We start from the raw sequence: 21,579 nt of genomic DNA, 5'->3' as shown, positions 1-21,579 counted from the left end.
ATGAACCTGATTCCATGGGAGGGAAGATGCTCGCACCCCGAAGAGCCACGCTCGCCGCGGCTCTCTCCGCCGTCCTGGCGCTCGGCGTCCCTGGCGGCGTGACCGCGGCCGGAGCCGACTCCGGCGCCGGCGGCTCCGCCGGTTCGCACTCCGCGGACGTATATGTCACCCCGTCCGGCGACGACCACGCCCGGGGCACCGCCCGACACCCCGTCAGAACCCTTCAGCGCGCCCGGGATCTGGCCCGGGTGAACTCCGCCCACCAGCACGGGGACCTCACCGTCCACCTCGCATCGGGTACCTACCGGACGGCGGAGCCACTCGTCCTCGATGCCAGGGACTCCGGGCACGACGGCCACCGGATCATCTGGCAGGGCACCGGCTCCACCGTCATCAGCGGAGGCAAGCAGGTCCAGGGCTGGAAACCGGTTCACGGGCGCCCCGGTCTCTACGCGGCGCCCGCACCCCAAGGCCTCGCCGACACCCGCCAGTTGTACGTCGACGGAGTCCGGGCCCAGCGCGCCCGGGGCGAGGTGCCCGTCGGGCTGACCGCCACACCGACCGGGTACACCACGACGGCGGACACCATCGCCCACTGGCGCCACCCCTCCGACGCCGAATTCGTGTACTCCAGCGGCGAGGAGCTCTGGAACGTCGAGCGCAACGGCCTGGGCCAGTGGACCGAGCCCCGCTGCCGGATCGCCGCGGCGAAGGGCACCACGCTCACCATGGCCCAGCCCTGCTGGGACAACTCCAACAAGCGGGTGGAGTTCCCGGACATCCCCGGGCGCACCGTCTCCATGGTCGGGCCCGGACATCTCACCAACAACGGCAAGGCGTCGTACGTGGAGAACGCGTACGAACTCCTCGACCAGCCCGGCGAGTGGTACCTGGACCGCACGGCACACACGGTCTACTACCTCCCGCGCAAGGGGGAGGACATCCGGCACGCGGATGTCGAGGCGGCGGCGGCGCAGAAGCTCCTCGACGGGCGGGGCACCGCATCAGCCCCGGTCCACGATGTCGCCTTCCGGGGGGTGCGGTTCAGCTACGCGACCTGGCTGACCCCGTCCACACCCGAGGGCTTCTCGGAGATCCAGGCCGGCTACACCATCACCGGTGCGAACGGCTGGGCCACCCAGGGACTGTGCGGATTCGTCAAGGGCGGCACCTGCCCGTTCGCCTCCTGGACCCCGATGCCGGGAAACGTCTCGTTCACGTACGGCAGACGCATCGAGTTCAGCGACGACGACTTCACCCACCTGGGCGCCGCCGGTCTGGAACTGGGCACCGGAACCAGTGACTCCAGGGTCCGGGGCAACACCTTCACCGACATCTCGGGCAACGGCCTGGAGATCGGCGGAGTCGACGGCCGGACCCCCGCCGACCACGTCGAAGTGACGGACAATCATCTGTACGCCCTGCCACGCGAGTTCCACGGCTCGGTCGGCATCCTCAACGGATACACCCAGCACAACACCATCGCGCACAATCAGCTCGACCACCTCGGCTACAGCGCGATCTCCATGGGCTGGGGCGGCTGGCCCGACAAGGTCGGCTCACCCGCGACCCCCAACCCCAGCCATGACAACGCGGTGAGCGACAATCTCATCTTCGACTACATGCAGATGTTCGACGACGGCGGCGGGATCTACACCCAGGGCCTGACGGGCACCTCGCAGGCCGACGGCGAGAAGGTCACGGGCAATGTCATCCACGACCAGTGGGGCCTGGGCAAGAGCGTCTACACCGACAACGGCTGCACGTACGAGACCGTCGAGGGTAACGTGCTCTACGGCGCCTCGTACGCCAATGTCGCCAGCCGCCACACCGACTACCGCGACCAGCTCGGCAACAACGACCCGACGCTCGTCAAGGACAACTGGTGGGAGGAAGGCACCGCCGACGGCGACAACAAGGGTCTGGTGACGACCGGCAACCACATCATGGCCTCGCCGTCGGACGCCCCCGCGGCGATCGTCGCCGCCGCGGGAATCGAGCCCGCTTACCGGAGCGTTCTCAGCCGCACCCCGGGAGCCGTCTCCGTTCCCGAGGCGCCGTCCCGGGTCGGTACCAGCACCGCAGGGGCGGACGCCCTGTACGCCATCTTCAACCCGGTCTTCGCCGACGGTGGTTCACCGGTCCGCAGCTACACCGCGCACGCCCTGCGGCCGGACGGCACCGAGGCCGCGCGGCAGACCGTGTCGGCAGCCGACTACAAGCGGCTGGCGTACATCCGCATCGGCGGACTCCCCGCGGGCGGCGGCCCCTTCACCGTCACTGTCACCGCTGCCAACGCGCACGGGAGCAGCGCCCCGTCCCTCGCATCCGCCCCGCTCGTCCCGACGGCGGCCACCGTGCTCCCCGACGCGCCGACCGGCCCGAAGCTCCGTACCGAGGAGACGGCCGCGACCCTCGCCTGGACGCCGCCCAAGAACATGGGGGACGCCAAGGTCACCGGCTACCGCCTGACGGTCTCCGACGGCCGCACCATCGAGGTCACCGGCCGGGACGCGATGGTCGGACAGCCTTCGGGCAAGGGGATGTTCCGGGTGATCGGCGGCCTCAGGCCCGGCACCGGTTACACGGTGACAGTCGCCTCCGTCACCGCGGCGGGCGTGGGCCCGGCGGCCACGGTCACGGCGACCACCACGGCCGGATAGGAACCGGAACGTACAGCAGAACCCGCCGCACGCCGGCGGGCACCGCGCACCGCAGTGCCCGCCGACGTGCAGGTGACTGCTACGTCAGCGGCAGAAGTTCGGAGTGGCCCTTCCCCGGCCACCGGCCCGGACAGGAGATGAATCCGGACAGTCTCCAAGTCCACCTGCGGGAGATCGGCGTCCCGCCACAGCGTGGCAGGGCCCCCGCGATCCGCCAACTCGTCACCTCAACATGCGAGCCCACCGGTCCCGAGGCCGGATCACTTGCGAAGTCGAGAACGGTACTCGCCAGGGGCTGTGCCTCGGGCACGTCTGAAGGCACGGCTGAAAGCGTGCGGAGAGCCGTATCCGACCGCGCCGGAGATCGACTCGACCGGCTCATCGGTATCGCGGAGCCGGACGGACGCCAGGTCGATGCGCCACTGCGTCACGTACGCGGCGGGTGTCTGTCCGAGGGCGGACCGGAAGCGCCTGGACAGCGTCGCCCGGGAGACGCTCGTCGCAGCGGCCAGGGTCTCCGTGCTCCAGGGGTGTTCCGGTTGGGCGTGGACACATGCCAGAGCGTCGCGCACGACCGGATCACGCATCGCTCCCAGCCATGAGCCGGACTGTTCCTGCGGGTGGCGGGCCAGCCAGGCGCGTACGAACTGGACGAGCAGAAGGTCGATGATGCTGTTGATGGCGGCGGTGGTGCCGATCTGCGGCTGTGCGAGCTCCGCGGCGAGAAGTTCGACGGTCCTTCTGAGCTGCGCGTTCTCCCGGGCTGTGACATGCATCGGCCGAGTGAGGGAGGTAAGCACCGGTGTGCGCACCTCCGGGTCCTGCTCGTAGTGCAGCACGATCACTTCCGTCTGCACCGGCGCCGAGCCCAGACGCAGGGCTCGGCCATCGCCAAAAGACCGGGCCGCTGCCTCACGGTCGCAGGAACCCATCGTCACGCCGGCCCCGCCGGCTATCCCGTGTGCGGTGCCCGGCGACACCAGGACGGCGTCTCCGGCCTGCGCCTGAAGAGGTTTCTCGCCTGGGACGTGGAGCCACATGGTGCCGCGGGACACCACGTGCAGTGCCGCTCCTGAAGAGGAATCCAGCCGCAGGCCCCAGGTTCCTCCGGCCTTCAGCACGACCCCGAGCGCGCCTCGCGCACCCGAAACACGCAAGACCTCCGCCAGCACATCCATGGGTCCATTCTCGTCCACCACGGCGAACCGCCCGCCGGCGGGCGAGGCGCATGTGTCCTCGTCCACAGCGTCAGGCGACGTCAAGAACGGCCTTTCCGTGCACCTTCCGCGCGAACAGCGCGTGGACGGCGTCGTCCACGTCCTGCCAGTCGCCTCGCAGTCCGACCGGTGCCGAGAGCCTCCCGGTGGCCATGAGGCCCAGCAGGTCCGTCAGCTCCCCGCTGGTCGGCGTCATGTCGCCGTAGGTGGCGATGCTGCGGGGTTCACCGAAGCCGAACAAGGCCCCTGACGGGAACGTGGTTTCCTGCCCCGAGGAGTAACCGACCAGGTGGATGGTGCCCCCCTCGGCGAGGGAACTCCAGGCCTGGGCCACCAGTGGTCCGCCGACCGTGTCCAGGACGAGGTCGAACCGGTCCCCGGTCTCGGCCAAGTCGGTCAGGACCTTGTCGGCGCCGAGTTCACGGAGTCCGGCGGTCCGCTCCGGCGAACCGACGAGTGCCGTCACCCGGGCGCCCGCCAGCGCCGCCAGCTGGACGGCGAAGTGCCCCACGCCCCCGCTGGCGCCGGTGATCAGAACGTTGCGCGCCAGCAGGGAACGCTTGCGCAGCACCCGGAATGGGGTGACTCCGGCGATCCCCAGCGCGGCGGCGTCGGCCAGGTCCACGCCCTCGGGGACGGTGCCGAGCGAGGCCGGGCTGACTGCCACCCGCTCCGCCCACGCGTGGGGAGCCATTCCCACTGCGACGCGCGTACCTTCGGGCGGCCCCGAGCCGTCGGATGCGGCGCGCACCACGACGCCGGCCGCGTCGTGACCGTGTACAGCGCCGGCTGGCCACTGGTCCACGTAATTCAGCTCTCCGAAGTTGAGACCGATGTGCCGTACCTCCACCAACGTCTCACCGGCGGACGGTACGGGCTCATCGACATCGGCGAACCGGACAGGTCCGGCCTCACTGTGATCGACCACAAGGGCGCGCATAAGGAGTGTGTTTCCTTCTCTGGTGGGTGCGCCTGAACTCTCGGCGCAGCAGATCGAGTGCGCAAATGCCGCACTGCCGTCTTCTTGAAACCCTACGCAGGACCGGGACAGCGACCAGACCCGTGAGAATCAATCAGTTGACGATCTGTGTCATTGCGACTCGCGGCGCGTCGAACCCTGCACCCGTCCGGTGGATGACGCTGTGACGGGCACAGACACGCCCGGCAATGTAATGATCTTGAGGCGTCAGCTCCGGGGAGGGAGCCCCAAGACCGTTACGCTCCTTCGTCGTTCGGATGCGCAACGTGTACCGGCCAGGCCACGCGGGTGAGGCACAGGCCTCCGGCGTGTCTTCTCGTGGTCCGGTCAGTAACTCAGTGCCGCCGGCGCCGGCACCCGGGCCTCGTCGTATCTGGTCAGCAGCAGCCGGGCCAGCTCACCGCAGGGGCCCAGCACGCCGGACAGCACATCGGCGCCGGCCGCGCGGGCGCCCGCCTCGATACGGTCCGGCAGGCGGCCCGGAGCGATGACATACGGCGCCACCGCGACGCGGCTGACGCCGGAGGCCCGCAACTCCCGTACCGCGTCCTCGGTACGGGGCAGAGCAGCGGAGGCGAACGCAGGCCGCACGGCGCACCAACCGGTGTGCCGCAGCTCCCGCGCAATTTCAGCGATCACTGCGATCGCCTCCGGGTCGGTGGAGCCCGCCGAGGCCAGGACCAGCCCCGTCGAGCGCTTCCGGGACGGGGAGAGCCCCGCCTCGTACAGCCGTCGTTCCAGTGCGGTCAGCAGCAGCGGGGACGGGCCCAGCACCTCTGCCTGGCGCACCCGCATCCCGGCCGGTGCCTCGCGCAGCACCCCCGGGATGTCCCACTTGGCGTGGAAGGCACGGGTCAGCAGGAGCGGGAGGGCCACCACGTCCCGTACGCCTTCGGAGGCCAGCCGTTCGAGCAGCCGCGGGACCGACGGTGCGGCGAAGTCCAGGAACGCGGTCTCCACCCGCACCCCGGGGCGCAGCGCCCGCACCCGCCCGGTCAGCGCGCGGACGGCCGCGGCATGGCGGGGGTCACGGCTGCCGTGCGCGACGACGAGCAGCACCGGACGGTCGTCGTACATCGCGGTTCAGCTCCTGACCAGCAGACCGCGGCTGCGCAGCACGCGCCGCTCCAGCGGGCTGAAGATGAGCAGGTCGATGGCGATACCGACGATGAGGATCAGGAAGATGGCCAGGAAGACCATCGACATGCTGCTGGTCTCCCGGCCCTGCTCCAGCAACTGGCCGAGCCCCACGCCCAGATCGGGCGAGGACGCGATGATCTCCGCGGCCATCAGCGAGCGCCAGGAGAACGCCCAGCCCTGCTTCAGGCCCGCCAGATATCCGGGCAGCGAGGCGGGCAGCACCACATGCCAGGTGCCGCGCAGACCCGACGCGCCGAGCGTACGGCCCGCCCGCAGATAGAGCGGCGGGACCTGGTCGATGCCGGAGACGAGACCGTTCGCGATCGAGGGGACCGCGCCCAGCAGGATCACCGCGTACATCATCGTGTCGTTGAGCCCCAGCCAGATCACCGCGGGCGGCACCCAGGCGACGGACGGCAGGGACTGGAGGCCCGAGAGGATCGGGCCGATCGCCGCGCGGACGAACTTCACCCGCGCCACGAGCAGACCCAGCGGGGTGCCGATCACGAGCGCCAGCAGGAAGCCCAGCAGACCGCGCGAGACACTCGTCCAGATGTAGCCGAGCAGGGTGCCCTGCGCCCAGGCGTCGGTCACCTCGCCCCACACCTGGTCGGGCGAGGGCAGCTTGTAGCTGTCGGTGACCTTCGCCCAGATCAGGACCTGCCAGACGACCAGCACCAGCACCACCGCCACGGCGGGCGGCAGTACCTTCCCCACCAGCACCTGGCGGACCGGGACCCGGTCCACCCGTACGGTGTCGAGCGCGTCCAGGCCTGCTTCCAGGCCGGCCAGCTCGTCCGTCCTGATGTCAGTGTTGGCCATGTCGGCGGATCTCCCCACGCAGTTGTTCAGTGATCTCCACCGAGAGCTCCGCGACCGCGGAGTCCTCGATCCGGCGCGGATGCGGTATGTCCACCGCCCACTCGCGCGCCACCCGGCCCGGCCGCGAGGAGAGCAGCACCACCCGCTCGGCGAGCCGCACCGCCTCGCGCACGTTGTGGGTGACGAAGAGGACCGAGACGCTCGTCTCGCGCCAGATCCGGGTCAGTTCGTCGTGCAGCACATCGCGGGTGATGGCGTCGAGCGCCGCGAACGGCTCGTCCATCAGCAGCAGTTGGCTGTCCTGGGCCAGCGCGCGCGCCAGCGCCACCCGCTGGCGCATCCCGCCGGACAGCTCGTGCACCCGCTTGGCGTACGCGCCCTCCAGCCGTACGAGAGCGAGCAGCCGCTCCGCCTCGTCCCGCCGGTCGGCCTTGGGCACGCCCCGCAGCCGCAGCGCCAGTTCGATGTTCTTGCCCGCGGTCAGCCACGGGAACAGCGCGTGCTCCTGGAACATCAGCGCGGGCCGGCCGCCCGGGGTCGTGATGGTCCCCGAAGACGGCGCGTCGAGTCCGGCCACCAGATTGAGCAGGGTGGACTTCCCGCAGCCGGACGCCCCCAGGAGCGTGACGAACTCGCCCGGGGCGACGTCGAGGGTGATGTCGTCGAGGACGAGCTGCCCGGCGGGTCCGCCGAAGGACTTCGAGACGTGGCCGATACGGGCCGCGTGTGTCACCGCGGTCCGGTCGTCGGCCTTGGCGAGTGCTGTGGCCATGGTCGTCACCTCCTGGGAACGGGGTCTGGATCAACGGGGTCTGGATCAATGGGGCGCTGGGTCAGCGGGATCCGGGTCCGGATCAACGGGTCCGGATCCGGGGCTACTTGACGCCGAGACCGGCGTCGGGGACAGCCGGCTGTCCGGCGGCCTTCAGGACCTTGTTGAGCGGTCGCAGGTCGTAGATGCCCTTGAGGTCGGGCTTCTCCAGCAGACCGGCCTTGACCGCGTGGTCCGCCTCCGCGCTGAGTGTCGACGCGAGCGGGTCGTCCGTGGTCTGGATCGACTTCCACGCGGGGTCGAGCACATTGGCCGGCAGCGCCTTGCCGGACAGCTTCTTCAGCGCGGCGTTGGCCGACGCCTTCGCCGCGTCCGGGTGGGCCTTGATCCAGGCGTTGGTCTTCACCGAACCGCGCAGCACGGCCTCGACGACGTCCGGGTGCTCCTTGAGGAACTTCTGCGACACCACCATGTTCGTGATCACGAACTTCTTCTGCGGCCACAGGTCGCTCTCGTCGAGCAGCACCTTGCCACCCTGCGCCACCAGCTTGGACGCGGTCGGCTCCGGGACCCAGGCACCGTCGATGGAGCCGGAGGCGTACGCGTCCGGGGTCACGCTGTTGTCCGTGCGGACAACGGAGACATCGCCCTTGCCGCTGGTGGCATTGGTCTTCCACCCCTTGCCGGCGATCCAGTTGAGGAACGCGACGTCCTGGGTGTTGCCGAGCTGCGGGGTGGCGATCTTCTTGCCCTTGACGTCGTCCAGGGTCTTGATCTTCTTCGGGTTGACCACCAGTTTGACGCCACCGGACGCGGAGCCGCCGATGATGCGCAGGCTCTTGCCCTGGGACTTCGTGTACGCGTTGATCGCCGGGGACGGGCCGATCCAGCCGATGTCGATCGAGCCGGAGTTGAGCGCCTCGATCTCGGAGGGCCCCGCGTTGAAGGTGGACGCCTTGAGCCGGGTCCCGCCCAGCTCCTTCTGGAATATCCCCTGCTGGTCGCCGACCAGCGCGGTGGCATGGGTGAGGTTCGGGAAGTAGCCGATCTTCACCGAGTCGGCGGAGAGCTTCTTGGCCCCCGCCGCGACCTGGGACGTGCCCTGGTCGTCCTTGGCCTTGGCCGATCCGTAGCCGCAGGCGCTGAGCGCCACGGCCAGCAGCGGGAGGGCGGCGGCAACCGCGAGGCCGCGGCGCAGGGGGAGAGTGGCAGGCACGGGAGGGTTTCCTCTCGATGGCCCGGTGCGGGCGTCCCTCAGGACACCGCCGGGCGGACGGCTGGTTTTCCAGGTCTTCGCCGGGTCGGGCGCGGCGAGTGGTGCGTCCGGGCGCGCAGGCAGTGCGCGTACGCCTTCACGCACATCGCCCGACCCCGCCCTGACCGCTGCCGAGGGCGCCGCTGCCGATCCGGCCGCCCTCCTTGGCGAAGGTGGCGTAGATGTCCAGGACGTAAAGAGCCATGGCTAGAAGTCCCACCCGGTCTCGTCCGGTGCGGTCCCGTCCGTCTCCGCCGCGGTCTGCGCCGTGGCGGCGAAGGCGTCGCCCGCCATCCCGGCGGCCAGCGTGGTGCCGTCGGCCGGGTCGATCAGCAGGAACGAGCCGGTGCGCCGGGAGTCCGCGTACGCGTCGAGCGCAAGCGGCTCGGCGGTGCGGATCACGACCCGGCCGATGTCGTTGGCGACCAGCTGACCGGGCGCCGGGTGCTGCGACAGATCGTCCAGGGTCAGCCGGGACGGGATGTCCTTGACGATCGCCTTGACCGTGCGGGTGGTGTGCTTGAGCAGCACCCGCTGGCCCACCGAAAGCGCCGAGTCGGCCACATGGCAGACCGTCGCCAGGACGTCCTGGGTCGGCGCCGGGGCGTGCGCGGTCGGTGCGATCAGATCGCCGCGCGAGATGTCCAGGTCGTCGGTGAGCCGCACGGTCACCGACTGCGGGGCCCAGGCGATGTCCGCGCTCTGCCCCAGTACGTCGATGCCGGCGATCGTCGACGTACGGCCCGACGGCAGCACCGTAACGGCCTCGCCGACCCGCAGCGCGCCCGAGGCGATCTGGCCCGCGTATCCCCGGTAGTCGGGGTGCTCGGCGGTCTGCGGGCGGATGACGTACTGGACGGGGAAGCGCGCCTTGCAGCCGGTGAGGTCATGGCTGGCGGGGACCGTCTCCAGGTGTTCCAGGACGGTCGGGCCGCCGTACCAGTCCATGTGGGCGGAGGGCTCCACCACATTGTCTCCGGCCAGCGCGGAGATCGGGATCGCGGTGATCTCCGGGACACCGAGCGAGGCCGCGTACGCGGTGAACTCCTCGGCGATGGCGGCGAACACCGGCTCGGCGTAGTCGACCAGGTCCATCTTGTTCACGGCGAGCACCACATGCGGCACCCGCAGCAGCGCGGCGACGGCGGCGTGGCGGCGGGTCTGCTCGACCACGCCGTTGCGGGCGTCGACCAGCACCACGGCGAGCTCGGCGGTGGAGGCGCCGGTCACCATGTTCCGGGTGTACTGCACATGGCCCGGGGTGTCCGCGAGGATGAACCGGCGCCGGGGCGTGGCGAAGTAGCGGTACGCGACATCGATGGTGATGCCCTGCTCGCGCTCGGCGCGCAGCCCGTCGGTGAGCAGGGCCAGGTCGGGGGTCTCCTGGCCCCGGCCTATCGACGCCTGCTCGACGGCCTCCAGCTGATCCGTGAAGATCGACTTGGAGTCGTGCAGCAGCCGTCCCACCAGGGTGGACTTGCCGTCGTCGACGGAGCCCGCGGTGGCGAAGCGCAGCAGCGTGGTGGCCGACAACTGCTCGGCCGACCGGTTGGTTGACGTGGTCATTTAGAAGTACCCCTCGCGCTTGCGGTCTTCCATCGCGGCCTCGGACATCTTGTCGTCGGCGCGGGTCGCGCCCCGCTCGGTCAGCCGGGAGGCGGCGATCTCGGTGATCACGGCGTCGAGCGTGGTGGCGTCGGAGTCGACGGCGCCGGTGCAGGACATGTCGCCGACGGTGCGGTAGCGCACCAGCCGGGTCTCGACGGTCTCGGTGTCCTTGGGCCCGCCCCACTCACCGGGGGTCAGCCACATGCCGGACCGCTTGAACACCTCACGCTCGTGCGCGAAGTAGATCTCCGGGAGGGCGATCTGCTCCCGCTCGATGTACTGCCAGACGTCCAGCTCGGTCCAGTTGGAGAGCGGGAAGACCCGGACGTGCTCGCCGGGCGCGTGGCGGCCGTTGTAGAGCTGCCACAGTTCGGGGCGCTGGCGGCGCGGGTCCCACTGGGAGAACTCGTCCCGCAGCGAGAACACCCGCTCCTTGGCGCGCGCCTTCTCCTCGTCGCGGCGTCCGCCGCCGAACACCGCGTCGAAGCGGTGCTGCTGGATGCCCTCGGTCAGCGGGACGGTCTGGAGCGGGTTGCGCAGCCCGTCGGGCCGCTCGCGCAGCTTCCCGGCGTCGATGTACTCCTGGACGGAGGCCACATGGAGCCGCAGCCCGTGCTCGGCCACCACCCGGTCGCGGTAGGCGAGCACCTCGGGGAAGTTGTGCCCGGTGTCGACGTGCAGCAGCGAGAACGGCACGGCGGCCGGGGCGAAGGCCTTCAGCGCCAGATGCAGCATGAGGATGGAGTCCTTGCCGCCGGAGAAGAGGATCACCGGCCGCTCGAACTCGCCCGCGACCTCGCGGAAGATATGAACGGCCTCGGACTCCAGGGCGTCCAGGTGGCTCAGGGCGAACGGGCTGTCGGTACCTTCGGTGACAGTGGCGGCGGTCGTCATCGGGCCAGGCCCCTCTCGGTGAGCAGCGCGTGCAGCGCGGCTGCGGACTCCTGCACGGTCTGGGTGTGCGACTCGATGCGAAGGTCCGGGGTCTCCGGCGCCTCGTAGGGGTCGTCCACCCCGGTGAGACCGGAGATCTCGCCCGCCGCCTGCTTGGCGTACAGGCCCTTCACATCGCGTACGGAGCACACCTCGACCGGGGTCGCGACATGCACCTCCAGATACGCGGTGCCGGTGCTCGCGTGCCGCTTGCGTACGGCGTCGCGGCTGTCGGCGTACGGCGCGATGACCGGCACCAGCGCCTTCACGCCGTTGGACGCCAGCAGTTCGGCGACGAAGCCGATCCGCTGGACGTTGGTGTGCCGGTCCTCGCGGCTGAAGCCGAGGCCCGCCGAGAGGAACTCGCGGATCTCGTCGCCGTCGAGCACCTCCACCCGGTGGCCCTCGCCGCGGAGGGTGTCCGCGAGTTCGTGGGCGATGGTGGTCTTGCCCGCGCTCGGCAGACCGGTGAGCCAGACAGTGGCTCCCTGGTCCGTCGTCATCTCGTTCTCCTGATCCTTCGTCATCAGCCGTGCAGCCCGCACTCGGTCTTGTTCCGGCCGGCCCAGCGGCCGGCGCGGGCGTCCTCGCCCTCCGCGACCCGCCGGGTGCACGGTGCGCAGCCGATGGAGGGGTATCCGTCCATCAGCAGCGGGTTGGTGAGGACGCCGTGCTCGGCGACGTACGCCTCCACGTCGTCCTGCGTCCAGCGGGCGATCGGCGAGATCTTGGTCTTCTGCCGCTTCTCGTCCCAGCCGACGACGGGCGTGTTCGCCCGGGTGGGGGACTCGTCGCGGCGCAGTCCTGTCGCCCAGGCCGAGTAGTTCCTGAGCCCGTCCTCCAGGGGCTTGACCTTGCGCAGTGCGCAGCACAGGTCGGGGTCCCGGTCGTGCAGCTTCGGGCCGTACTCGGCGTCCTGCTCGGCGACGGTCTGCCAGGGCAGCAGCGTGATGACGTTGACGTCCATCACGGCCTCCACCGCGTCGCGGGTGCCGATGGTCTCGGGGAAGTGGTAGCCGGTGTCGAGGAAGACGACATCAACCCCGGGGAAGGCGCGGGAGGCCAGGTGGGCGACTACCGCGTCCTCCATGGAGGAGGTCACACAGAAGCGCTTGCCGAAGGTGCCGGCCGCCCAGGTGAGGATCTCCAGGGGCGACGCGTCCTCCAGTTCGCGGCCCGCGCGCTCGGCGAGGGTCTTCGGATCTTCGGTCTCCAGAGTGCCGGTCATATCCCGTTGCCTTCAACGCTGTTGGTCGAGTGGTGCTGGAGCCCGCGGGCCAGCAGCCCGAGGAACTTCAGCTGGAATGCGCGGTTGCACGCCGCGCATTCCCAGGCGCCGTGCCCTGTTTCGTTGGGGCGCAGGTCCTCGTCGCCGCAGTACGGGCAGAAGAAGGGCGCCGCCCGCTCGGTCATGAGAGGGACTCCGCGTCCGCGCGCGCGGCCCAGGTCGCGAACCGCTCGCCGTCCTCGCGCCCGGCCTGGAAGTTCTTCAGTACCCGCTCGACGTAGTCGGGCAGTTCGGCCGCGGTGACCTTCAGCCCGCGGACCTTGCGGCCGAATCCCGCATCGAGGCCCAGCGCGCCGCCCAGGTGCACCTGGAAGCCCTCGACCTGGTTGCCCTCGCCGTCCAGCACCAGCTGGCCCTTGAGGCCGATGTCGGCGACCTGGATACGGGCGCAGGCGTTGGGGCAGCCGTTGATGTTGATGGTGATCGGCTCGTCGAACTCCGGGATGCGGCGCTCCAGTTCGTCGATGAGCAGGGCGCCGCGCGCCTTGGTCTCGACGATCGCGAGCTTGCAGTACTCGATGCCGGTGCAGGCCATCGTCGAGCGCCGGAACGGCGAGGCGTTGACCTTGAGGTCGAGCGCTTCGAGAGCGGAGACCACCGAGTCGATCTGCGACTCCTCGATGTCCAGCACGATCATCTTCTGCTCGGTGGTGGTCCGCAGCCGTCCGGAGCCGTGCGCCTCGGCCAGCTCGGCGATCTTCGTCAGGGTCGTGCCGTCCACCCGTCCGACGCGGGGCGCGAACCCCACGTAGAAGCGGCCGTCCTGCTGCTTGTGCACTCCGAGGTGGTCGCGCCAGACGTCGGCGGGCTGCTCGGGAGCGGGGCCGTCGGTCAGCTTCCGCTGGAGGTACTCGTCCTCCAGGATCTGCCGGAACTTCTCCGGGCCCCAGTCGGCAACCAGGAACTTCAGCCGAGCGCGGGTGCGCAGCCGGCGGTAGCCGTAGTCCCGGAAGATCGAGATGACGCCCTCGAAGACGTCGGGCACCTCGTCCAGCGGCACCCAGGCGCCGAGCCGGACACCGAGCTTCGGGTTGGTGGAGAGCCCGCCGCCGACCCACAGGTCGAAACCCGGGCCGTGGTCGGGGTGGTCGACACCGACGAACGCGATGTCGTTGATCTCGTGCGCCACATCGAGCTGCGGGGAGCCGGAGATCGCGGTCTTGAACTTCCGCGGCAGGTTGGAGAACGCGGGGTTGCCGATGAAGCGGCGCTGGATCTCGTCGATGGCCCAGGTGCCGTCGATGATCTCGTTCTCGGCGACGCCCGCCACCGGGGAGCCGAGGATCGTACGGGGGGTGTCACCGCACGCCTCGGTGGTCGACAGGCCGACCGCCTCCAGGCGCCGCCAGATCTCCGGGACGTCCTCGATCCGGATCCAGTGGAACTGGATGTTCTGCCGGTCGGTGAGGTCCGCGGTGCCGCGTGCGAACTCCTGCGAGATCTCACCTATGACGCGCAACTGCTCCGTGGTGAGGCGGCCGCCGTCGATGCGCACCCGCATCATGAAGAACTCGGCGTCCAGCTCCTCCGGCTCCAGGATCGCGGTCTTGCCGCCGTCGATCCCTTGCTCGCGCTGGGTGTAGAGACCCCACCAGCGCATCCGGCCGCGCAGATCGCCGCCGTCGATGGAGTCGAATCCGCGCTTGGCGTAGATCGTCTCAATGCGTGTCCGCACATTGAGACCGTCGTCGTCCTTCTTGGTCTGCTCATTGCCGTTCAGCGGGGTGAAGTGGCCCTTGGCCCACTGGCCTTCGCCACGGTGACGGCTTGCCTTGCGTCGGGGCGTGGCTGGCGGGGGCGTTCCAGGGCTGGCGGCCATGATGCTTCGTCCTTCTGTGGCGGCTCAAGGGGGCGGTTGATCAAGCTGAAGGGACCCCTGTGACCTGCCGGTTCAGGGCAGGGCACGGTGGCGGTGGGATTGCAGGACCCCAGCGGGGGGCTTCGCTCGTCCGCTACGACGGGGACGGCGGGAAAACGGCGTGGCTGGTGGAGATCAGCGCGCCGGACAGATGGCGCTGGACATGCGGCCGAGATCGACGTGGCGTCGACTCACCAAGGCAATTCCAGTTCCAGACATGACGGAAGCGTGTCACGACGATCTCGCGCCAGTCCACTACTATCCACTATCTGGACGAGATAGTCTCGCATCGTGGAATATGTGGTGTCCGTCACGCGGTGGGGCTCACGCGGTGGGTGTCATGCGGTGGGTGTCATGCGGTGCGGGCTCAGGCGCCCGCACCCGGCCACGGTCCCGGGGTCTCGACGTCCGGCTCTTCCCCGGTCTCGGTGTTGAAGAGGCGGAAGCCCCGGCTCAGGTAGTTGTCCATCGCGTGGGCACCGTCCTTGCTGCAGGTGTGCACCCAGACCCGCTCGGTCGCCGCCCGCCCGGGGGTGCGGTCGGCGAGGTCCCAGGCCCGCCGGATGCCGTAGGTGAGGAGGTGGCCGCCGATCCGCCTCCCCCGGAAGGCAGGGATCAGCCCGAAGTACATGATCTCCACGGCCCCGTCGTCGTGCGCGCACAGTTCCACGTATCCGGCCGGAGTGCCCCGGTCGTACGCCACCCAGGTCTCGGTGCCCGGCCGGGCGAGCACCTCCTGCCACTGGGCGTACGACATCGAGAGCCGGTCCGTCCAGCGGATGTCCCCGCCCACGGAGGCGTAGAGGTACCGGCTGAACTCGGGCGAGGGGACCTCGGCCCGGACGATCCGGATGTCGCCGCCGGGCTCGGCGGCCGGGCGCAGATCGGCCGGGGAGGTCTGCTCCAGATACCAGGTGGTCACGGTGACGGTGCGCTCGCTCTTCATGAGGGCCAGCGAATCACGCGGCGGCGCGGTGGCTCACAGCAGCCCCGCGGACCCCCGGCGCAGAAACGCCAGCCGGGCCCGCTTCTCCGGTTTGTCGATCTCCGGACCGAGTTCGAAGCCGAAGCCCGTCAGCCGGTCGATCACCTTCTGGTTGCGGGCGTCCGGTTCGACGACGATGCGCTGCCGGGAAGGGTCCGCGAGGACGAAGCGCAGGAAGACGCTCAGCAGCGTGGTGGTGAAGCCGTGCTCGGGCCTGCCGTCGGCGGGGCCGATCAGCAGATGGATTCCGTGATCGCCGGGCTGGACGTCGTAGCAGTCGCCCACCGGGTCGGCCTCCGGCTCGTAGCTCTGGAAGAGCGCCGCGGGTACGCCGTCGCGGTACAGCAGATAGGCGTGGTGCGTGGTCAGCGAGTCGACGTACTCGTATGTCTCCAGGACGTCCTCGGGGCTCGCGTCGCCCATGCCCCAGAAGCGGGCCCGCTCCTGGCTGACCCAGCTGTGGATCAGGGCGCTGTCCCGCCGCGGGTCGACCGGGCTGATCCGGACGGTCCCGAATCCGTCGATCCGCTGCTCGTGCACGGTGGTCATGGAGCTCCTCAGCTGGTTCCAGTCGGTGATCACCGGGACGAGCCCGCCGCGTACCCACAGCGGCAGCTGATCGAGCCGGTGGGGATCGCCGGCCACGCCGGACGCCCCGAGCGGGACCGCCCAGAGGCTGTCGTCGCGCCGGGCCAGATCCCAGACGTAGCGGGCGGCGGAGGCCCGGCCGGTGCGATGGGTGAGTCCGGGGACGCCGGAGGTGGACAGGACGCAGTCGTGGTCGCCGGAGAGACCGGGCCACCCGCCGGGCGGTGGTCCCGACGGGCCGCCCGGCTCGTCGGGCAGTGCCTGCCACGGGGCGAGCCGGTGCAGTTCGCCCCACGGGACGTCCGGCGGCGCGGTCTCCTCGGCCGCCGCCCGGACGACCGCCGCCCGTTCGGTCTCCGGCAGCAGCTCCGACGTGAGCAGGCCGTCCAGCGCGAAGGCGACCCGGGTGACCAGGGCCAGCCAGGGGCGGAAGACCTCCGGATACTTCCCGGCCACCTCGGGCCCGGCCAGCGCGGCGAGCGCCGGGTGGCCGGCCAGCCGCCGCACCACGGCCGCACGGAGCGCGGCGTACGCGGCGGCCTCCGTGCTCCCGGCGTCCATCCTGCGGTCCCAGCCGGCCAGCCGCTCCCGCAGCGCGGCCGCACCGGGACCCGGCTCGTCGAGCCCGTCCAGCAGGTCGAGCAGGGGCTGCTCCAGGGGCAGTCGGGTGTCCATGTGCACCGCCGCCATGTCCGGCGCCGACCAGTTCTCCGTCCCGGCCAGCAACTGCCGTATCCGCCGGGCCCGGTGCGGGGGAGCGAACTCGACCCCGAGCGGGGCGGCCAGCTCCCGCTGATTGGCCATCACCGCCATCCCGTCGGCCGCCGCCCCGTCGACCGCCTTGCGCGGCAGCGGCGCACGCGTACCGCGCCAGGCGTACCGCGCTTCCCAGCCGGGGACGACACGCAGCCCGTTCTCCCGGTCGCGGACCGGAACGGCCCCGGCGACCCGGTGCAGCAGACCGCCCCGGGTGTCAGCGGCCTGGACGACGTTGACGGGCTCGGCCCACCGGTCGAAAGCCCGGTCCACATCGGTGACCGTACGGGCCCGCAGCAGCAACGGCAGTGCTTCGAAGCCGAGTTCACCGGTGACCCGCGGGGGATACCGGAGGCTGATCGCCGAAGGGGAGTCCGGGCCGCCGGCGATGACCGGGCCGCGTGCGGTCTCGGTCACCTCCACCACGACCGGCTCGCCGCCCGCCACCTCGATGGTCTCGGTGTGCGACGGAGCGGGCTCCCAGCCGTCCGGGCCGTACGCCTCCACGCCCGCGCCGGTGCGCCGCAGACGCTCCCGGTAGAGGTCCTGATAGTCGGCCATGGCGTTGGTGATCGACCAGGCCACCGTCGACGCGTGCCCGAAGTGCGCGATGCCGGGAACGCCCGGCACGGCGAGGCCCGCCACGTCGAACTCCGGGCAGGCCAGGTGGATCTGCTGGTAGACGCCCGGCGCCTCGATGAAGCGGTGCGGGTCGCCCGCGAGGATCGGCGCGCCGCTCGCGGTGCGTTCCCCGGTGACCAGCCAGCCGTTGCTGCCCGAGGTGTGGGGGCCGTCGGTCGCGAAGAGGCCGATGGCCCGGTCGCCCAGCGCGGCGGCCGCTTCCTCGCGCCACAGCTTGGCGGGGAACCCGGCGAAGAGGATGTGGGTGGACAGCCAGACCGCCAGCGGCGTCCACGGCTGCCAACTGCCCGGCTCCAGACCGGCGGTGGCGAACTCCGTCGCGTTCCGGGCCCCTTCGGCCAGCCCGGCGTTGACGCCGTCGGTGTACGAGCGGACCCACTCGGCGGTGTCCGGGTCGAGGTGCGCGTAACAGCGTCTGGCGGTGTCCGTCAGCCTGACCTGCCGGGCGAAGCTGTCCCAGGCGACGGCCTCGGGGCCCAGGAAGGCGGCGCTCGTTCCCTGCGCCCGGTGCCGCTCGGTCTCCAGCTGCCAGGCGCGGTCCGTCGCCGCGTTGCGGCCCTGCGCGTGGGCCAGGGCCTGCGCGCTGTCCGCCCGCAGATGCGGAATGCCCCAGTGGTCGCGGTGCAGCTCGGCGCTCACCCTTGCCCCCGTTCCATTAGGTTAGGCTCACCTAAGCTAATACATGCCTGGTCAGGAGACAATTCCCGGCTGCGGAACCGACCGGCGTACGGCGGGCGCCGTCGAGTACGGAAGCAGCTCCGCCGGGTCGTCCGGGCAGGTCACCTCCACCTCGACCCCTTCGGCGAACCGGTACGGGCGGTGCGCCAGCACCTCGGCGAGACCGCGGCGCACCCGCGATATCTCCGCGCGCACGGTCACTGTCCGGGTCGCGTCGCCGAACAGGTCGTGCGCCAGCTCGGCCGCGGTGCGGCCCTCGCGGTGCAGGCTCAGCACATACAGCAGCTCCGCGTGGCGGGGCGTCAGATCCTGGGTCCAGCTGCCGGACGCCCCCGACACGGTCACCGACCAGCGCCTGCGCCCGCTCAGATCGAGTACGACGCGGCTCACCGCCGCCCCCTCGGCCGGCTGTCGCACCCCGGGCCTCTCCTCGTCCGGCCGGATCAGCCAGCCCCCGGGCAGCGGCTCCACCGAGCACATCCCGAGCGAGGGCAGCCAGACCCGCCCCGGGCCGAAGGACTTGGCCAGTGTCAGCCGGCCGGCCGGCGGCATCCCGGTCACCGCGGCGGGCCAGCCGTGCGCGTCCACCACCAGAGCCCGGCCGCCCACCCTGCTCAGGATCGGCGCGGCCACCGACCGCAGCCGTTCGACGGAGTCGAGATGCCGGTCCCGCAGTTCCGCCGCCGCCAGCCGGGCCACCGAGTCCACCAGCGCGAGCATCGCCGGATGGAAGGTGGAGTCGGGGCCGCTGACGTCGATGACCCCGAGCAGCCGCCCGTCGCGCGGATCCTGGACGGGCGCGGCGGCGCAGGTCCACTCCTGCAGCGTACGGACGAAGTGCTCGGCGGAGTGCACCTGGACGGTCTGGCCGGTCGCCAGGACGGTGCCGACCGCGTTGGTGCCGGTGGAGCCCTCGCTCCAGGCGGCGCCCTCCTGCAGCCATATGCCGTCGGCCCGGCGGAGGACGGCCCGGTTGCCCTCCCGCCACAGCACCCGGCCGTCTCCGTCGGTGACCACCATGACCTGCATCGACGCGTCGGCGACCGAGGCGAGTCCGCTGCTGAGCGTCGGCAGCAGCTCACCGAGCACGGTGGATCTGCGCCGGTGCTCCAGCTCCTCCGCGCCCAGCAGCACACTGCTGGTGTCCCGCTCCGGGTCGAGGCCGATCCGGAGCATCCGCTGCCACGACGCGCCGATGACGGGGCGCGGCGCGACCTCCGGACGGTCCCCGGAGAGCGTCGCCTCACGTATGCCGTGCAGGGTGCGGGCGCTCTCCCGGGTGTGCCGGGCCGGGGGGCCGGCCGCGTTGAAGGCTCCGGTCCTCATGGGTACTCCTGAATGTGATCCACGACGTCGGACTGATGGGCCGGCCGGTCCGGTCGAGCCGGCCCGGTTGATGCGGTGCCCCATGGTGCATCCCGGAGGGGTGCGGCACACCGGAGTCGACAGAACCTTGTGCAACCGTCTGCAACCCTGGCGCAACCACAGCCGGTTGTACGAAGGTGGGGGCTGCCCAGCCGGGGAGATGCCGTGTCGGCGCAGCATCAGCCCCGGCTGGCCCCCCCTGTGCTGCCCCGCGCCGCCGGCCGGTGCCCCGGCCGGTCTTCGCGGGCCCGCGACGCCTGGCACGGCACCTCGCGGCGTTGTCGGAGTCACCCCAGTACGTCCAGTACGGGGGCGATCCTCCGCCTTGCGAGGCACCGCACCGGACGCCGCGGCCTGATCCACGAAGACCGGCCTGACAGGACCTAGCCGCCGGCGCGTGCCCGGTCGACGACCGACCCCAGATCCAACGTGTGCGGCAGGGTGCCGAACGCCGTACCCCAGTCACCGCCCAGCCGCGATGCGCAGAACGCGTCGGCGACCTCCGGCGGCGCCCAGCGCACCAGCAGCGAGCCCTGGAGCACCAGCGCGATGCGCTCGGCGACCCGGCGCGCACGGGCCTCGATGCCGTCCAGATCGGCGAGTTCGGTCAGCAGGTCCCTGATCGCCCGGTCCAGCCGGTGGTCGGCGCCGCGCGCCCGGCCCACCTCCTGGAGGAACGCGTTGAGCGCCTGCGGCTCGCGCTGGAGCGCCCGCAGCACGTCCAGCGCCTGTACGTTCCCCGAGCCTTCCCAGATGGAGTTGAGCGGCGACTCGCGCAGCAGCCGGGGCAGCCCCGACTCCTCCACGTAGCCGTTGCCGCCCAGGCATTCGAGAGCCTCCGCCACCACCGGCGTACAGCGTTTCGTCACCCAGTACTTGGCGGCCGGCACCGCGAGCCGGAGGAACGCCCGCTCCTCCTCCGTGTCGCTGTCGTACGCGGCGGCCAGCCGCATCGCCAGCGTCGTCGCCGCCTCCGACTCCAGCGCCAGATCGGCCAGGACGTTGCGCATCAGCGGCTTGTCGATCAGCTCCCCGCCGAACGCCCTGCGGTACGTGGCGTGGTGCACCGCCTGCGCCACCGCCTGCCGCATCAGCGCGGCGGAGCCGATCGCGCAGTCCAGCCGGGTCGCCGCCACCATCTCGATGATGGTGCGCACCCCCCGGCCCTCATCGCCCACCCGGCGCGCCCAGGTCCCGTCGAACTCGACCTCCGCCGACGCGTTCGACCGGTTGCCGAGCTTGTCCTTGAGCCGCTGGATCGCGAAGACGTTGCGCGTCCCGTCCGCCAGTACCCGGGGCACCAGGAAGCAGGTCGGCCCGTCCGGTGCCTGCGCCAGCACCAGGAAGCCGTCGGACATCGGCGCCGAGCAGAACCACTTGTGCCCGGTGAGCAGATACGCGCCGTCGTCGCCCGCGGCCGGTACCGCGGCGGTCGTGTTGGCGCGGACGTCGCTGCCGCCCTGCTTCTCCGTCATCGCCATGCCGAACAGCGCCCCCGGCTTCCGGCCCGGAGCCCCCAGCTCACGTTCGTACACGTGCGAGGTGAGCCGCGGCTCCCACTCGGCGGCGAGCGCGGGATCGGCGCGCAGCGCGGGCACCGCCGCATGGGTCATCGACACCGGGCAGCCGTGCCCCGCCTCGACCTGCGACCACACCAGGAACCCGGCCGCACGCCGCACATGCCCGGCAGGCCGGCCCCAGGCGTCCGTCAGCCCGGCCGACACGGCCTTGCCGAGCAGCCGGTGCCAGGCCGGATGGAACTCGACCTCGTCGATCCGGTGCCCGTACCGGTCGTGGGTCCGCAGCCGCGGCGGGTTCTCGTTCGCCTGGAACCCCCACTCGCGCGCCTGCGAGGACCCGGCGCTGTGGCCCAGCAGAGTCAGCTCCGCCCGTACGCCGTCGACGAGTTCCGGCGCGGTATGCCGGTCCACGGCCTCGGCCAGGACCCGGTCGGTCGTGAAGACGTCATGTCCCACCAGCGGCGGAGGCTGGTTGGTCACTGTGTGAGTGCTCGGTGCCATGGGGCTACG

At 71.1% G+C, this 21,579-nt stretch carries 18 protein-coding genes; 1 reads left to right on the top strand and 17 read right to left on the bottom strand.

The genetic code is table 11. The features are described from left to right. The first annotated feature begins 14 nt into the window (after nucleotides 1-14). Entirely contained in the window at nucleotides 15-2,663 is a 2,649-nt protein-coding gene (locus OG385_RS03800; RefSeq protein ID WP_266851816.1) for a fibronectin type III domain-containing protein, read from the top strand. A gap of 260 nt (nucleotides 2,664-2,923) precedes the next feature. Here the strand turns inward: OG385_RS03800 and OG385_RS03795 are convergent, their stop codons facing one another. The 17 genes from OG385_RS03795 to OG385_RS03720 form a co-directional block, all read right to left on the bottom strand. Further along, on the bottom strand, nucleotides 2,924-3,841 hold the full coding sequence (locus OG385_RS03795; protein WP_266860610.1) for an AraC family transcriptional regulator: 918 nt from the start codon (nucleotides 3,839-3,841) through the stop codon (nucleotides 2,924-2,926). Nucleotides 3,842-3,911: 70 nt separating this feature from the next. Continuing rightward, on the bottom strand, nucleotides 3,912-4,820 hold the full coding sequence (locus OG385_RS03790) for a zinc-binding dehydrogenase (RefSeq protein WP_266851814.1): 909 nt from the start codon (nucleotides 4,818-4,820) through the stop codon (nucleotides 3,912-3,914). A gap of 366 nt (nucleotides 4,821-5,186) precedes the next feature. Next, on the bottom strand, nucleotides 5,187-5,936 hold the full coding sequence (locus OG385_RS03785; protein ID WP_266851812.1) for a sirohydrochlorin chelatase: 750 nt from the start codon (nucleotides 5,934-5,936) through the stop codon (nucleotides 5,187-5,189). Between the two features lie 6 nt (nucleotides 5,937-5,942). Then, nucleotides 5,943-6,821 (bottom strand): ABC transporter permease, encoded by an 879-nt coding sequence (locus OG385_RS03780; protein ID WP_266851810.1) that lies wholly within the window; start codon nucleotides 6,819-6,821, stop codon nucleotides 5,943-5,945. Then, entirely contained in the window at nucleotides 6,808-7,593 is a 786-nt protein-coding gene (locus OG385_RS03775) for an ABC transporter ATP-binding protein (protein ID WP_266851808.1), read from the bottom strand. Before OG385_RS03775 ends, OG385_RS03780 begins: the two co-directional genes overlap by 14 nt. Nucleotides 7,594-7,696: 103 nt before the next feature. Beyond that, complete coding sequence (locus OG385_RS03770; RefSeq protein ID WP_266851807.1) at nucleotides 7,697-8,809, bottom strand: aliphatic sulfonate ABC transporter substrate-binding protein; 1,113 nt, start codon at nucleotides 8,807-8,809, stop codon at nucleotides 7,697-7,699. 246 nt (nucleotides 8,810-9,055) lie between these two features. After that, complete coding sequence (locus tag OG385_RS03765; RefSeq protein ID WP_266851805.1) at nucleotides 9,056-10,414, bottom strand: sulfate adenylyltransferase subunit 1; 1,359 nt, start codon at nucleotides 10,412-10,414, stop codon at nucleotides 9,056-9,058. Then, nucleotides 10,415-11,350, bottom strand: coding sequence for a sulfate adenylyltransferase subunit CysD (gene cysD / locus OG385_RS03760; protein ID WP_266851804.1), 936 nt, complete (start codon nucleotides 11,348-11,350; stop codon nucleotides 10,415-10,417). Further along, the gene (cysC, locus tag OG385_RS03755; protein ID WP_266851802.1) at nucleotides 11,347-11,916 is read right to left on the bottom strand and encodes an adenylyl-sulfate kinase; all 570 of its coding nucleotides are present in this window, start codon (nucleotides 11,914-11,916) and stop codon (nucleotides 11,347-11,349) included. The genes cysD and cysC overlap by 4 nt, the downstream gene beginning before the upstream one ends. After that, on the bottom strand, nucleotides 11,916-12,617 hold the full coding sequence (locus OG385_RS03750) for a phosphoadenylyl-sulfate reductase (protein WP_266851800.1): 702 nt from the start codon (nucleotides 12,615-12,617) through the stop codon (nucleotides 11,916-11,918). The genes cysC and OG385_RS03750 overlap by 1 nt, the downstream gene beginning before the upstream one ends. Next, a complete protein-coding gene (locus OG385_RS03745; protein ID WP_266851798.1) occupies nucleotides 12,614-12,802 on the bottom strand; it encodes a hypothetical protein in 189 nt (62 codons plus the stop codon). The genes OG385_RS03750 and OG385_RS03745 overlap by 4 nt, the downstream gene beginning before the upstream one ends. Continuing rightward, nucleotides 12,799-14,496, bottom strand: a complete 1,698-nt coding sequence (locus OG385_RS03740) for a nitrite/sulfite reductase (RefSeq protein ID WP_266851796.1) — start codon at nucleotides 14,494-14,496, stop codon at nucleotides 12,799-12,801. Before OG385_RS03740 ends, OG385_RS03745 begins: the two co-directional genes overlap by 4 nt. 174 nt (nucleotides 14,497-14,670) lie before the next feature. Beyond that, on the bottom strand, nucleotides 14,671-14,754 hold the full coding sequence (locus OG385_RS37345) for a putative leader peptide (RefSeq protein ID WP_310591794.1): 84 nt from the start codon (nucleotides 14,752-14,754) through the stop codon (nucleotides 14,671-14,673). 148 nt (nucleotides 14,755-14,902) lie between these two features. Then, nucleotides 14,903-15,481 (bottom strand): GNAT family N-acetyltransferase, encoded by a 579-nt coding sequence (locus tag OG385_RS03735; RefSeq protein WP_266851794.1) that lies wholly within the window; start codon nucleotides 15,479-15,481, stop codon nucleotides 14,903-14,905. 33 nt (nucleotides 15,482-15,514) lie between these two features. Further along, the gene (locus OG385_RS03730) at nucleotides 15,515-18,145 is read right to left on the bottom strand and encodes a GNAT family N-acetyltransferase (protein ID WP_266851792.1); all 2,631 of its coding nucleotides are present in this window, start codon (nucleotides 18,143-18,145) and stop codon (nucleotides 15,515-15,517) included. 51 nt (nucleotides 18,146-18,196) lie between these two features. Further along, the gene (locus tag OG385_RS03725; protein WP_266851790.1) at nucleotides 18,197-19,510 is read right to left on the bottom strand and encodes a GAF domain-containing protein; all 1,314 of its coding nucleotides are present in this window, start codon (nucleotides 19,508-19,510) and stop codon (nucleotides 18,197-18,199) included. A gap of 422 nt (nucleotides 19,511-19,932) precedes the next feature. Next, nucleotides 19,933-21,570, bottom strand: a complete 1,638-nt coding sequence (locus tag OG385_RS03720; protein WP_266851789.1) for an acyl-CoA dehydrogenase family protein — start codon at nucleotides 21,568-21,570, stop codon at nucleotides 19,933-19,935. Between the last annotated feature and the right edge of the window lie 9 nt (nucleotides 21,571-21,579).

This window comes from Streptomyces sp. NBC_01306 (genome assembly GCF_026340465.1).
In the GTDB taxonomy this organism is placed as follows: Bacteria; Actinomycetota; Actinomycetes; order Streptomycetales; family Streptomycetaceae; genus Streptomyces.
Note: the sequence above shows the minus strand (reverse complement) of the source record. Positions and strands in the feature narration are given on the sequence as shown.